8 protein-coding genes are annotated in these 16102 nt (G+C 33.5%); 2 read left to right on the top strand and 6 right to left on the bottom strand.

The window, feature by feature from the left end; all coding sequences use genetic code 11:
- Positions 1–102: 102 nt before the first annotated feature.
- The 6 genes from CLV33_RS10345 to CLV33_RS10320 form a co-directional block, all read right to left on the bottom strand.
- A complete protein-coding gene (locus CLV33_RS10345) occupies positions 103–1578 on the bottom strand; it encodes a sulfatase family protein (RefSeq protein WP_105473842.1) in 1476 nt (491 codons plus the stop codon).
- Between the two features lie 12 nt (positions 1579–1590).
- Positions 1591–2931, bottom strand: a complete 1341-nt coding sequence (locus CLV33_RS10340) for an arylsulfatase (RefSeq protein ID WP_244906420.1) — start codon at positions 2929–2931, stop codon at positions 1591–1593.
- A 78-nt stretch (positions 2932–3009) separates the two neighbouring features.
- Positions 3010–3669, bottom strand: coding sequence for an SGNH/GDSL hydrolase family protein (locus CLV33_RS10335; RefSeq protein WP_105473840.1), 660 nt, complete (start codon positions 3667–3669; stop codon positions 3010–3012).
- Positions 3670–3682: 13 nt separating this feature from the next.
- On the bottom strand, positions 3683–5548 hold the full coding sequence (locus tag CLV33_RS10330; protein WP_105473839.1) for a glycosyl hydrolase: 1866 nt from the start codon (positions 5546–5548) through the stop codon (positions 3683–3685).
- A gap of 18 nt (positions 5549–5566) precedes the next feature.
- A complete protein-coding gene (locus CLV33_RS10325; protein ID WP_105473838.1) occupies positions 5567–7129 on the bottom strand; it encodes a sulfatase family protein in 1563 nt (520 codons plus the stop codon).
- A 10-nt stretch (positions 7130–7139) separates the two neighbouring features.
- Complete coding sequence (locus CLV33_RS10320; protein ID WP_105473837.1) at positions 7140–8570, bottom strand: sulfatase-like hydrolase/transferase; 1431 nt, start codon at positions 8568–8570, stop codon at positions 7140–7142.
- A gap of 308 nt (positions 8571–8878) precedes the next feature.
- On the opposite strand from CLV33_RS10320, the gene CLV33_RS10315 reads away from it, so the two are divergent.
- On the top strand, positions 8879–12892 hold the full coding sequence (locus CLV33_RS10315; RefSeq protein ID WP_105473836.1) for a hybrid sensor histidine kinase/response regulator transcription factor: 4014 nt from the start codon (positions 8879–8881) through the stop codon (positions 12890–12892).
- A gap of 129 nt (positions 12893–13021) precedes the next feature.
- Positions 13022–16102, top strand: a complete 3081-nt coding sequence (locus CLV33_RS10310) for a SusC/RagA family TonB-linked outer membrane protein (RefSeq protein WP_105473835.1) — start codon at positions 13022–13024, stop codon at positions 16100–16102.

Raw genomic sequence — 16102 nt, 5'->3', positions numbered from 1 at the left:
GTTTTTCCAATGTTGAATAGTTGTGTTATTTTGTTTATTTAACAGTTAGGTTAATCAATCGGTACTGTAATAGTGAATTTAGGATTGATTTAATTTTATATCTTATTTATTTAATAATTCCTTTTCCCAATATTCAACAAGCTCTTTGTTCGTGGCGTTTTCAGATAATTTTCTTTGTTTTAAAATTATTTTAAGCCTTTTAGAAGCTTCGTCTTGCGCTGTTACAATCTCGTTTTTATCTTCTGGATAAGTGCCTAAATCATTTTTTTTAACCCATTTATTTAATTCAGCTCGTAATTTTTTTAGTTCTGTACTGTAATTTATGTTTTCTGCTAAGTTGTTAATTTCAAATGGGTCTTTTTCTAAATCATAGAGTTCTTCGGTTGGTCTGTACAACCCCATAAACGGTTTTTGGACATCATTTAATTTACCTTCTTCAAACATAACGTGCATTAATGGTAACATGGGATAATGCATTTCCTTGTAGGTGTTATATTGTGTGTATGGTTTATTGATATAATAATTTTTGATGTACTTAAATTTTTTAGAACGAACAGACCTTATTCTGTCTACTGTTTCGTCGCGGCGATCTCTCATTGAGAACACATAAGTTCTTTTAAAGGCTTTCGATAAAAAATCCTGACCTTGCATATACAAAGGTTTTTCTATTCCTGCTAAAGCTAATGTGGCCGCTGGAATATCTATATTGCTTATCAACTTATTTGAAACGCTTCCTGCTTTATGTCCATTTGGATATCTTACCATTAATGGTGTGTTGATTCCCGAATCATACAAAAATTGTTTGGCACGAACATGAGGGCGCCCTTGGTCTCCAAAGAAAAAAATGATGGTTTTGTCTAAAAGGCCATCTTCTTCTAATTGTTTTAATACCTTGCCTACATTCACGTCAACTAATTGTACAGTTTCTAAATATAAAGCCCAGTCTTTTCTGGCTAATGGATGATCTGGATAATAGGGAGGTAATTTTACTAAATCGGGATTAATAGGATGCAATGAATCTAAATGGAAGGGTCTGTGAGGATAAAATACTTGTATTTGAGAAAAGAATTTTTGCCCTTTACCTCTTTGCCTCCAATGCGTTCCTTGATATAGGTCATTAAATTCTGCCTTAAAATTATAATCCATTTTACCTTTTGCATCAATTTTATTTACATGGCCATTAGTAACAAAATATCCAGCATTTTTAAAATATTGCGTGATGGGTTTGATATTATTAGGTAACTCTTTTTTTAAGCGTGTTCTGTGTTGATGAACGCCGAGAGTAACGGGGTACATGCCTGTAATAAAACTAGATCTACTAGGAGAACAAACTGCTGAAACCGTAAATAGTTTTTTGTGTAGAACAGATTCAGAAGCCAGCTTGTCTAAATGGGGCGTGTATACCAAATCGTTACCATAGCAACTTAAATCTGTTCCTAAATCGTCGGCAATAATCCATAAAATATTGTAATCTGTTGTCTCTAGGTCAAAATTTATTTTTTCCTGAGATTTACATCCGTAAAAAAATAGAATTCCGATAGTAAATAGACAACCTTTTACGTTTATTTTAATTAGCATTATGCTTGTTTCTTAAAATTTAAAAATTTCAGATTCGCTTCTAGAATTTTCCAATATAGCCGTAAGATCTTCTAATATTTTAGGATATGTTTCTGAGAGATTTTGTGTTTCACTAGGATCTGTATCTAAATTGAACAGATAATATTTGGGGGTATTTTTTACGTTGTATTTTACCAATTTCCAATTATCCTTTCTTATGGCCTGTCGTCCACCTCTTTCATGAAACTCCCAATATAGGTAATCATGATGTTGCTGATTGTTAGTTTCAACTAAGGTTGGCAAAAAGGAAATTCCGTCTGTTTTAGATGTAATATTAACATTTAAAATATCGGCAAATGTTGGCATAACATCCCAAAAAGCCGATACATGGTTGGTGCTACGCCCTTCTTTAATCTTGCCTTTCCATTTAGCAATCATTGGTACGCGTATACCGCCTTCAAATAAATCGCGTTTATACCCTTTTAAAATACCGTTACTGTTAAAATAATCTGGATCTGCCCCAGCTTCTTGGTGCGGACCGTTATCTGAGGTGAAAATAAATATGGTGTTTTCTTCTAAGCCTAAGTCCCTAACTTTCCTAACAATTTCACCAACCTGATCATCTAATACATTAATCATAGCCGCAAATGCAGCATGTGCATTCTTTTGGGAGCCGTACTTGCCGTCTTTGTAACCTTTGCCGCCATCAGTTCCCTTAAATTCTTTTTCAGGATTATATTTTCCAATATATTTATCCATATAGTTTTTAGGAGCTACTAATTCTGCGTGCGGAATAATACTTGGGTAATATAAAAAAAATGACTTTTCCTTATTTTTTTCTATGAAATTTAGAGCCTCTTGATGAATTAAGTCTGGGGCATACTGTTCTGTTTTAGTACCCGAATTCCCATCTAGCATTACTTTTTTGTCGTTGTTCCATAAATAGTATGGGTAATAATGATGTCCTAGTCGCTGACAATTGTACCCGTAAAATGTATCAAAACCTTGTTTTAATGGGTCGCCTTCTGAACCAGGATATCCCAAGCCCCATTTCCCAAAAGCACCTGTAGCATAGCCTTGGTTTTTTAAAAGTTCTGCAATTGTATAGGTTGAATCTGGTAATGGCCATTGGCCTTCTGGTCTTACTTCTTTATTGCCTCGAATGGGTGTGTGCCCTGTATGCAGTCCGGTTAATAAGGTTGATCGTGATGGAGCGCAAACTGTTGATCCAGAATAGTGTTGCATAAAAAGCATGCCTTCTTCAGCTAAAGCATCTATATTTGGTGTGGTGAATTTTGTTTGTCCGTAACAGCTTAAATCGCCATAACCTAAATCATCCGCTAGAATATAGATGATGTTTGGTTTTTTGTTCATTTTATCTTTTTTGCTTTCAGCGCAGGATGTTGACAGAATAGTAATTATTACTATAACAAGGTGTTTTATATTCATTATTTAAATATTAGATTCTAGAAATTTTATAATGGGTTCGCTAAGTTTTTTGTAACCTTTTGTGGTGTAATGTACATCGTTATCGCCCTTTCCGTGTTTACTGTGAATATCAACAGATTGTTCATAAACATCATTTACAATTACGTTATGTTTTTTCATAATTAGTTTTGCGGCTTCGTTGTACTTACTAACATCATTTTTATGTCTCCCAGGTTCGTTTTTAGGTACGTAGGTAGTTGTTACAAAAATTAATTTTGCGTTCGATGTTTTCTTTATAATAGATACTATTGCGTTAAGATTTGATGCATATTGTTCAACAGTAAATTCAGGTTTCCCATTTATTTTATCCCTATTTCCATATTCTTTGGAATCGGGATGACGATAGCATAAATCCCACAAACCCCAATTAAACTGAATAATATCCCAATCTTTGTCTTTTAGCCAATCTTCAATTTTTAATAGTCCTGTACCTGTATGTTGCGCATTTCCTTCGTTATGATAAATTATTGCATTGTTTAAGAAATATTCTTTTACAAATGGCGTGTATCCTATTGAAATAGAATCGCCAATAATTAAAACTTTTTTAGTTTTATTACAAAAGGCTGTTACTGTTAAAAAACCTAAAACTAATATTGTAAAAAACCACTTTTGTTTAAAGTTCATCCATTTATATATTTTAATCTAAAATTATTTTTTTTGAAGATGGATTACCATTATTATCAATAATTCTTAAAATATAAATTCCCTTATTCTCTTTAGATAGATTTATTTTTATTTCCGTTGCGTTTATATTTTTTCTTGACTTGATTCTTTGTCCCTGAACATTATAAATATTGTATGAAGCGATTCCTTCTATTGCTCTTAAAGTTATTATACCGTTGGTAGGGTTTGGGTATAGTAATGCGTTACTAGTGTCTAAATTATTAACACCTAAGGTATAATAAAAATCTAAATTGCTATTGGCTGAGATAGTAGATTCTGGTACAGCAGGAGTAGAAACTTGATTTTTATAAAAAGCCCCCACATTTGTTAAACTGGTTCCTGTTGGGTCGTAATAATCTGCCGTATTTGAAAAAGGCTCAAACCAAGCGTAGCGCTCAACATAATCTAAAGTTTCTAAATAGGGTAGTGCCAATTGCATAAACCCATAATTTGTAGCATTAGACCGATTAGGGTTAGCATTAAATTCGGTAATCCAAATGGGTAATCCATATAAATCGTAAACTCTTTGTAGGTAATTCTTAAACCTGTTAAAAACTGCACTAGGATTTGCATTTGGGCTATTAGCAGGGTTTGATGCCCAATCGTACCAATGTACACCAATAACATCTATTCTAATATCTTGGGCATTGGCTTTGTCGTGAAATTCTTTTAGCCAACCAAAAGGCGCATTTTCCCTACCACTAGGTGATACTAGGCGTAAGCCTGTTTTCATTAAATTTTTATAAGTGCTTACGGCAACATCTGTATCACACAAATTATTGTACTGCCCTGATTGATCATTACAGTTATCAGATTCATTAAACGCCAATACATGCGTTGCTTTGTATTTAGATTTGTATAATGCAATATCTCCATCGTCATTAGCGCCTCCAAAACCCCAAGACATAGGCGCATATTCAATATCTATTGATGAAGCCCCAGTATTATTCCATCTGTAAAACCATTCGGTGTTTAAACCAGAAGTATTTCCTCCTATACCTTTTTTTGTGACCCAATTCCATGGAACAACTCTAATAAAAGAAACATCATTTAGTAAATATTCTGGAAGTTCATTAACAATTAAATCTGCTTCCGAAGCAATGTAATTTTTACTTTTACTAGTACCATCTTCAGTAATTGCTAGAGTTGCCATGAATCCTTTTTTTAGAATGAAGGACTCTGCCTTATTATCCAAACCGTTGGGAATTGTAGATCCGCTATGAATAATATCTAAACTTAAATTTGCCGAAACACCTTGTAAATTCACATCGTCATATAGAGTTAAAGGACTGGTTGATATATCGTTACTTCTAATTACGGTGCCGTTTAGATAATAATTATCTAAGCGAAGGTTGGATTGATAAGCTGCTACAGCTCCATTAACTTGAATTTGAGATATATTATCGTTAATTATAGCGCTTCCTTTTTTATTTAAGGTTCTTACCCAACCAATGCCAGATGTAAAGTTAATGATTACATTATTTTGTAAAGGGGAAATAGCACTTAAATTAATATATGCTTCATTATCTATAGTTATGCTTCCGCCCGAAAATGCATTTGCTTCAAGATAAGATGCTATTACTGATAAACTTCCTGTTCCTAAATTAATAATGCCATTAGCTATAACTGTATCATTTGCATTATGTAATTGTAAGTTTAAATTAATGGCTTGATTAATATCTATAGATCCTGCCGTAGGAGGCTGGTTTGTGGTGTTGTCCTGCCAGTTGTTTTCGTCAAAAAAATCGTTGTTTCCAGCATTTCCAGTCCATATGATTTGTTGTGAATAGCTCCATATTGAAACCACTAGCATGCTTAACAGTAAAATATTCTTTTTCATAGCTAATAAATATTAATTTTACCTAAACACAGGTTCTTCGGTATCGCTGTAAGATTTGCCTCTTATAGATTCGAACGTGTTTATCATCTCTTCTAATTTTTCAGGGTTATGCTTTGCTAGATTGTTTTTCTGACCAATATCTTTTTTCAAGTTATAGAGTTGATATTCTTTCGAGTTACCTGTTTCTATATTTTTTATTTTGTTTACTGCGGGTCCTTTGTAGGGAGGAATTAATATCCAGTCGCCCGCTCTTAATGCAGTACGGGTTGTAGCTTCAATAATTAAGTTTTCTCTTCCCTGTGTGGTTTCGCCTAAAAACGTATTTAGTAAGTTTTTACTATCGGTTTTAGGGACTTCACCATCTACAAGAGAGGATAAAGATGATAATAAATCAACTTGGGACACTAAGGCATCTGAGGTTTTAGGGGCTATTCTACCTTTCCAATAAGTTACAAACGGTACACGTGTTCCAGCTTCAAAGAGGCTATATTTACCGCCTCTTAGATCTCCCCAGGGCTTGTGGTTACCAAGTTTTTCATTAGCATTGTCTACATACCCATCATCTAGAACAGGACCATTATCACTAGAAAACACAATGAGTGTGTTTTCTAATAAATTTTCGTTTTCTAGGGTTTTTAACAACTCTCCAATACACCAATCTGCCTCAACAATAACATCACCGCGAGGTCCCATGCCAGATGTTCCAACAAACCTAGGGTGCGGTGTGCGAGGTACATGGGGCTGTTGTAAAGCGTAATACAAGAAAAAGGGATTGTTTTTTTGTGTTACAATGTAGTTTTGTGCTTCTTTTAAAAAAGTGTCTGCCATATCTTCGTCTATCCACTTTGCAGATGTGCCACCTTTCATATATCCAATACGTGGTACCCCATTATTTATGCTGTTACTGTGCTGTGGGTCGCCAACCATTTTTAAAAGCTCTGGGTTATCAGTTCCTGTTGGTTCTCCTTCAAAATTTTTAGAGTAACTTACTTGTATAGGGTCGTTAGGGTCTAAGCCTTCTACAAAGCCATTTTTTATATATACAGTAGGTACTCTATCTTGGGTAGCTGCCATAATGTAGCTATAATCGAAACCAACCTCGTTTGGCCCTGGTGAAATGCGCCCGTTCCAATCTACATCACCATCTCCTAAACCTAGATGCCATTTGCCAACAATACCTGTTTTGTAGCCTTTAGATTTTAGTATTTTAGGAAGTGTAATTTGTGTTGTATCAATAATTAAAGGCGCTGAACCTTCCAGAATTTTTGCTTTTTTGTTACGCCATGGGTAAATGCCTGTTAATAAAGCAAATCTACTGGGAGAACATGTTGCTGAGGTTGCATAACCATTGGTAAATTTTACTCCCTTTTTAGCTAGCCTATCCATGTTTGGTGTTTGTATTTCTGTAGCTCCGTAAGCACCAACATCTCCGTAGCCCAAATCATCGGCATAGATAAAAATAATGTTGGGTAATTTTTGTTGTTCTTTCTGGGGTAATGTGTCTTTTTGTGCTTCGTTGTTATTTTTACATGAAGCAAATACAACGAGAAAGGTTAACAGTATGTATGCTATTTTTTTCATTTGGCGTTTATTATTGTTTTTGGTTATTGTCTCTAACAAATCTATTTGGGTGTGTTTTATTATAGGCTTCGTTTGTATTTAAGCCTAAAAAAATAGGATCTAACATTTTACTTTTCCAATCATCATATTTTTGTTTTAAATGATTGAAAGTTTCAGGGTGTGTTTCTATTAAATTTTCTGTTTCAGAAATATTTTGTTTCAGGTTAAAAAGCATATTGTTTGCTTTAATAAATATCATTTTATTTCCAAAGCTATCGCGCGTTGCAAAATTATGAGCATCAAACTTTCTCCAAAACATGTATTCATGAGGGTTTGAAGTATTTTTACCAGTTAAAAATGGAACTAAGTTTACACCATCTATTTGGTTTTTAGTTGTAATTGCTACTGGAGCTTGTGCAATAGCTGTAGCAAAAATATCTAGAGAAAGTACTGGCGCATTATAAATTAAGCCAGCAGATATTTTATTAGGCCATTTCATAGCAAAAGGTACGTGAATGCCACCTTCAAAAAGGCTGCCTTTGCCATCTCGTAAAACCCCATTATTAGATGCGTTGTGGTTTTCTGGCCCACCGTTATCTGACAGGAAGAAAACAATGGTATTTTCAGCTAATCCTAAAGTTTCAAGTTTGTTTAAAATTAAACCAACACCGTCATCCATGGCGCTTACCATGGCTGCATAGGTTTTTCGTTTTGTATCCTTAATGTTAGTAAACCTGTTTAAATATTTATCTGTTGCTTGCAAGGGTGTGTGTGGTGCATTATAGGCTAGGTACATAAAGAAAGGTTGCATTTTATATTTTTCAATATAATTTACAGCTTCTCGTGAGAGTGCATCTGTAAGATATTCTTTTTCCTCTACACGTTCATTGTCTCGTAGTAGTTTGGTTTTATAAGCATCAAATTGTGCTTTTACTTCATATTCGTCTTTTAAGGTCCATAGTTCTGGGAAATATTGATGTCCACCACTTAAAAAGCCATAAAAATCATCAAAACCTCTACGTAATGGTCGCAAACTTTCATGGGCTCCCAAGTGCCATTTGCCTAAAGCAATAGATTTGTAGTTGGCTTTTTTTAATGCACTTGCTAAAGTTTCTTCGGTTAAGGGCAACCCCATATTGGGGTCGTTTGGGGCAAATAACGGGTTTCTTCCAAATCCAAATCTATCTTGATAGCGTCCAGTAATTAGGCCTGCTCTACTTGGGCCACATACAGCATAAGTAACATAAGCATTAGTGAATTTTACGCCTTGAGAAGCAATTTTATCTATGTTTGGAGTGGGTATATCTTCACAGCCATTAAAGCCTACATCTTTAAAACCTAGATCGTCTGCTAGTATAATTATAATGTTAGGAGCGCTTTCTAAACTAATAGAACTATTTTGTGAGCTAATTGTACCTAGTACATTAAGCAATAAAAAAAATATATAAAATTTTTTGCACATAGAATTGTAACTGTAAAAATTAAAAAGTTACCAAATCGTTCAATTTCAAATATATTACAGAAACACCTAAATTTCGTGGTGTAATAAGCTCAATTTAGGGTAGCGCTAAGGTCATTAGTCTTTTTTAAATTACTGATATAAAGAGTTTTAATTTATTTGGTGTTGGTTGTGGAGCAGTTAATGGCTATATTAATGAGCTATCTTATAAAATATCTTCATAAATTTACGAATAAGGTTTTTGTACCTTGTTTAAGGCTTAAACTAAGTGCTAAAGCTTGTTTTTGGCTAAAAACTTCTTTAAATATTTTATGAGACCATTATTATTTGTAATACAGCTATTATTCTCATGTTTTGTTTTTTCACAAGAAAATAACATTAATTATGTTGTTGATTTTATTACCACCGAACAAGGTTTGTCGCATAATTATGTTACAAGTATTGTAAGTGATGATTTAAATATTAAATGGATTGGAACCGAAAATGGCATAACCAAATTTAATGGTTACGATTTTGAGTATATAAAACCTGGTTCTGTATACAATGAATTACTGAACGAAAATATAGAGGTACTGTTTAAGGATGCAGATTCTAATATTTGGATAGGCACAAAAAGTGGAGGTCTATCCATCTTAGATGTTAAAAATAACCTAGTTAAAACCTACAATAGTTTAATTGATCTTAGGAACGAAGGAGATTTAAGAATTACTGCACTAGCGCAAGATGTTAATGGTAATATATGGGTTGGTACTTGGAGTAATGGCGTTTTTGTTATTGACTACAAAAACAAAAAACTATTAAAACAGTATAATAGCAATCAAGCCATATACAGTATTATTAAAGATTTTAATAATAACATGTGGTTTTGTGTTGGTAATAAATTACACTTCTATAACACATTAAAAGATAATATGCAGGTGTTTAGTGTTAAAGGCCAACTCACCGATATATTATCAGATGCTAGTAGAAATAAAGTTTGGATGGCTTCAAGCTCTGATACTACTGAAATTTACAGTTTTAATTATGATACAGAGACTATTGAGGTTTTAGAAACAGGAGTTACCAGCAATTTTTCAAAAAAACTCTGTTTAGATGCTTATAATAGAATTTGGATTGGTACTTGGGGAAAAGGCGTTTATAGAAGTAATGAAGACTTAACTACGTTTAGTAAAATTGAATTGGTTGCAGATAGCCCTGAAAAAATAAGTGACAATTACAATACTATATTAGCAATACACCAAGATAAAAATAACGTAACATGGCTTGCCACAGCAAATGGCGGTGTTGTTAAATTATTAGAGGGAAACGGATTTAATAATGCAGATAAACTTATAAATAACGAGGAATTAAAAGAGCATTTAAATTTTACTTGCCTACACAAAAATAAAGACAATATTTTTCTTGGAACTCTTTTTTCTGGTTTGTATTACGGTAAAGATTTTTCTAATTTAAAACAAATTAAAGGCATTGGTAACCAGAAAGTTAATGTGTTATACGAGCATGAGGAAAAGCTATATATAGGCACGCAATTTGGTTTTTATATTTACGACCTTAAATTGGAAATAATCATTCAACATTCTAAAACTCTTGGAAAAATCACAGCATTTTTAATTGAAAATGATACCATGTATATAGGTACGCAACAACTGGGTATAGCTATAGTAAATATGGTGGATATAAATAATCCAAACGCTTATGTGTTATATTCTGAGAACAGAAAAAGCAATAAAAAAATAGAAAGCAATCGTATTACCGATATACAGAAAGATACAGCTGGAAATGTGTGGATAAGCACCTACAACGGCCTACATTTGTTCGAGAAAAGTAAAAAACGATTTATACATCAATCTTCACTATTAGAAGAAAAATTACCAAGTGTAATAATTAATGATTTAGAAATAAATGGCCAATTTATATGGCTTGCCACACCTAGCGGATTAATAAAATTACATTATAGCAATAGTAAGCTTACCATAGAAAACATAATTACTGAAGAAGATGGCTTAAATAGTGATTTTATTTGTGCCTTAACCTTTGATAATAAGCACAACCTATGGTTAACAACGCACACCGAAATTGTAAAGTATAATGATGCGAATACATCTATAATTAGTTATGGCGATATTAATGGTGTAAGATCTACATCTTTTAACAATAGAAGTTATTATAATTATAACAGCGAAACTATATATTTTGGTGGTATTGATAATATTACCTTTTTTAATCCATCAGAAATAAAAAATTTTAATACTGTCCCAGAAATTATTTTTACAGGCTTACGGGTTAATAATGAGCTTATAGAGTATAATACTAACAATACTATTTTAGATAAAAGTTTTAACTACGTTGATAAAATAAAATTAACGCACCAAGATAATTTTTTTTCAACTCGATTTGTTGCTAACGACTTTCTTGGAACACTAAACATAAAATACAGGTACCTCTTAGAGGGGTATCATGATGAATGGATAAATCTACTTAACAGAAACGAAATTAATTTTGCAGGTTTAACACCAAATACCTATACGCTTAAAGTACAAGGCTCTAGAGATGGGCGTAATTGGAGTGTTCCCAAATCGATAGATATTATACTGTTGGGCTCACCTTGGAAAAGCCCTCTGGCCTTAATTATATATTCCCTTGTTGTATTAGCGATTATAGCTTATTTAATGCGCTCTAATACATACAAATTAAAGCTTAAAAATAGTTTAGAAATAGCAAGGATAGACAAAGAAAAGGAAATGGAATTAAGTGAAGCAAAACTAAACTTTTTTACCAATATCTCTCATGAGTTTAGAACGCCCTTAACACTAATTATAACGCCTTTACAGGAACTTTTAGAAACTACAAACTTGCCCCAAAAAGTATCTAAAAATCTGTCTATTATTGATAAGAACTCTAATAGATTATTAAACCTAATAAATCAACTGTTAGATTTTAGAAAGGCCGATAACGGTTTGTTAACGCTTAGTGTTTCTTACGGTAATTTTATAAGGTTTTCAAATGAAGTTTTTTTATACTTCAAACAACTGGCAAAATCTAAAAATATTAAATACAAATTTAAGGCAGAAGAAGAGAGCATATTTTTTCCATTCGACCGCAATAAAATGGAAATAGTTCTGTGTAATTTACTTTCTAACGCTATAAAATATAGTAATCCTGGGGGTAAAATTACTATGACTTTAAGTGAAGCATCTGGTTTTTGTGTTATTTCAATAAAAGACACAGGAATAGGTATGGATGAAGAGGATTTAGATAAAATTTTTGATCGTTTTTTTCAAATTAAATCTGCTGAAACAGCTAGAATGATTGGTAGTGGTATTGGGTTAGCGTTTTCAAAGAAAATTATTGAATTACACCATGGCACTATAGCCGTTACGAGCAAAAAAAGTAAAGGCACAGAGTTTGTAATAAAGCTATCGTTAGATCCAAGTTTATATAAAGGGGAAATAAATGAAAGTTTTCTAAACACAGATAATATTAAGGCTTACGATACATTATCAACACCTCAAGTAAAAGAAAATTTAAACTTAAAGCAGAAAGAGCATAGTGTACTTATAATAGATGATAATTTAGAAATACTAGAGTATTTAACTGATATTTTGCAGGAAACATACTCAATAACTAAGGCCGACAATGGTAACACAGGATTTGAAATAGCCTCTACAGAAATCCCCGATTTAATTATTAGCGATGTAATGATGCCTGGTAAAGACGGTATAACCCTTTGTAAAGAGTTAAAATCTCAAATAACTACCTCGCACATTCCCATTATATTATTAACAGCTAGATCGTCTTCTGTTTTCGAAATACAGGGTTTACAAACAGGAGCAAACGATTATATTACTAAGCCATTTAATGCCACTGTAGTAAAAGCAAGAATTGCTAGCTTGTTAGAAAACAGGGAAAAACTAAGAGCGCACTTGCTTAATAAAGTACGTTTTGAGCCATCGGCACAAACGAGTACTGAAAAAAATATAGATCCTGAGAACCTATTTATTAATAAGGCCATTTTATTGGTTGAAGATAATTTGCATAATCCTAGCTTTGGTATCGATAATATGGTAGATGAGTTAAATATGAGTCAATCTACCTTATTCAGAAAAATTAAATCTTTAACAGGGCTATCCTTAACCGCTTTTATAAGGTCTATCCGTTTGAAGAAAGCAGCGCAAATTATTATTACTTCAAACGATTTAAATTTAAATGAAATTGCTTACGAGGTTGGTTTTAACGACTATAAATATTTTAAGGATTCATTTAAAAAACAATTTAACTGTTTGCCTTCTAAGTATAGGGAAAAAGCTAAGAATAGTAAGCTTTAATACTGCAAATACCTAAATAATCTATATCACCTATTATTTGACTTATATACACCTCTAAGAAATTAGGGGTGTGCTTACATTTGGTAAAACTAATTATCATGAAATTAAACTCAACTCAAAACTAAATTTATGAAAGTATCTATTTTTTATTTATTGTTACTAATGTCGCTAGGACAAGTCGCTTTTGCCCAAAGCACAATTTCTGGAGTGGTAACAGACGAAAATTCGCAACCGCTACCAGGGGCAACAATATTAGTTTCCGGGACTAACAAAGGCACCACTACAGACTTTGATGGAGGATTTTCAATTGAAGCTAGCCAGGGCGATGTACTAGAAATTTCTTATGTAGGCTTTAAAAAAGCTACCATTACCATTGGTTCTAACAAAACCTATAATGTAACCTTACAAGAGGATGCAGCCCAATTAGAAGAGGTAGTTGTTGTTGGTTATGGCACACAGAAAAAGGTTAATCTAACAGGGGCCTTGCAATCAGTTACTTTTACAGAAGAAATAAATCAGCCAGTAACCAATTCGGGTCAGTTACTATATGGTAGGTTTTCTGGAGTGCAGTTAACGCAAACATCAGGAAATCCTGGAGCAGACGGGTCTTCAATTGTAATTAGAGGTATAGGTACATTTGGTAACAGTACGCCGCTAGTGGTAATTGATAATATTCAATACGATGATTTGGCAGCCTTTAACAATCTTGCACCTTCAGATATTGAAAGTGTAACGGTGCTTAAAGATGCATCGGCAGGAGCGATATATGGAGCCAGAGGTGCCAATGGTGTAATTTTGGTAACCACAAGAAAAGGTACTAAAGATAAATTTGAAATAAGTTACAACGGTTTTTATGGCATGCAAAATGCTACTGTTGTTCCAGAGTTTCTTGGCGCGTTAGACTATGCCAACTTAATAAACGAAAAGTTTAGAAACGAAGATGGGCCGGGGTTTATTCCAAGATATACCGATGAGCAAGTTGAAGCGATTAGAACAGGAAGTTTACCAGATCAATTTGGTAACACAAATTGGGCAGAAGAGGTGTTGAGAACAGCATCAATGCAAAATCATAACGTTTCGTTTTCTGGTGGTAATGCCAAATCAACCTACAGAGTATCTCTTGGATACCTAGGGCAGGATGCTATTGTAAAAAGTAAATTTAAGACAGAGCGTTTTAATTTGAGTTTAAATTTAAACTCTAAGTTAAACGATTGGTTTACCTTAAGTAGTGTAACCAATGCATTTTGGAGACGAAATGAAGGGCCTACAGGAGGGCAAAATGCTTTTGATGGCGATAATGGTATTATTTATTCCTTCCAAAGAGCAGCACCTACAATTCCTGTTTTTTACAGCAATGGTGAATATGGTATTGTAGATGGTGCTTACGAAAATTCAAACTTTTCATTCTTAACTCAAAACCCTTTACGCAGAGGTTACTTAGGAAATTTTGAAAGTGATCAAATTAATATAAGCCAAAGAATAGGTTTGTCGTTTAAACTGTCTGAAGACTTATCGTTTGAAACAAGTGGAAGTGCTAATATTATCTATAATAATAGTTCGGATTTTACGCCAACATTACTAGAAAACGATTGGGCTGGAAACCCAGTAATTATAAATTCACTTAATAACTTAAATAATTCAACCGGTTTTCAATACACTCTATTAAACGAGAATATATTACGATATAATAAAACTATAGATGAGGCACATACTTTTGGTGTGCTACTGGGCCATTCTGTTTTTTATAACAGAGTAGATGGTTTTTCGGGCCAGTTAAGTGGTTTTCCAACAGATAATTTAGAAGAATTCAATGCGGGTGGTGTTATAGAGCCAGCAGTATCAGGTGGCGCTTCAGAAGAAGCCTACCAATCGTTTTTTGGTAGATTAAACTATAATTATAAAGGGAAGTACTTAGCTGAATTTAATTTAAGACGCGATGGCTCTTCTAAATTTGGTTTAGGTAACAAATATGGAAATTTCCCCTCAGGGTCTTTAGGATGGAGGATTTCTGAAGAAAACTTTATGAAAGACTCTAATGTTATTAGTAATCTTAAATTAAGAGCAAGTTGGGGTATAAGTGGTAACGACCGTATTGGTAACTATATTTTTGCTCAAAATTACAACCCTGGCATAGACTATGTTTTGGGTAACGATGCAACAGTTGTAGGTGTTGCAGTTACAAGTTTGGCAAACCCAACCATAAGGTGGGAAGAAACAGAGCAGTATGATATTGGACTAGATTTAAGCTTGTTTAAAAATAAAGTAGAGCTTATTGCCGATTATTTTAGCAGAAATAGTAGAGATATTTTATATACTAATTTCCCAATTCCAAATACACTTGGTATTACCAATCTTGCTGCGCAAAATGCTGCATCTATGGTTAATAACGGGCTAGAGCTTGGCGTAAACTATAGAGGTAATTTAGGTAAGGCTAAATTTAGTATTGGTACTAATCTTACTAAATTTTTAAAGAATGAGGTAACTGGACTAGGAGAAGGCGGTGAAGAAACCATAACGGGTACCAATATTATTAGAATAGGCGAGGCCTTCAGGTCGTATTATGGTTACCAAGCTATTGGTGTTTTTCAATCTGTAGAAGAAATTGCTAACGCACCAACACAATTCGGAAACGCTACTACGGCTCCGGGAGATTTAAGATATGCCGATATCTCTGGGCCAGACGGTGTACCAGATGGCGTTGTAAATGCTGATGATAGAACTGTTATTGGTAATCCAAACCCAGACCTACTCATAAACTTTAATGGTTCTCTAGAATACGGTGGTTTCGATTTTAATTTCTTATTTCAAGGTGTTCAAGGTGTAGATAGATTATTAATGGGTAATGGTAATTTACCTATGGGCGATGATAGAAGTAATGTACTAACCTATTGGTTAGATAGATGGACACCAGAAAATCCAAGTACCAATTTACCAAGGGTTGGTGGGCAAAATAACACAGTAGTCTCTTCATTTTATATTCAAGACACCTCGTTTTTAAGATTAAAAAATATAGAGATAGGGTATTCATTACCTAAAGATGTATTAAGCAAAATGAATATTAGCAAACTACGTGTATTTATTGGTGCGCAAAACTTAGTAACGTTTACAGGTTTAGAATATTTTGACCCAGAAGGCGGTAATGGTAACCAAAGTAACAGAAACGCACCACTCTACAAAACAGTAACATTTGGTATGAACGTAAAACTATAA

The organism is Jejuia pallidilutea, assembly GCF_002973595.1.
Classification (GTDB): Bacteria; Bacteroidota; Bacteroidia; order Flavobacteriales; family Flavobacteriaceae; genus Jejuia; species Jejuia pallidilutea.
The sequence above is the reverse complement of the archived record's forward strand: the minus strand, read 5'-3'. Positions and strand labels throughout refer to the sequence as shown.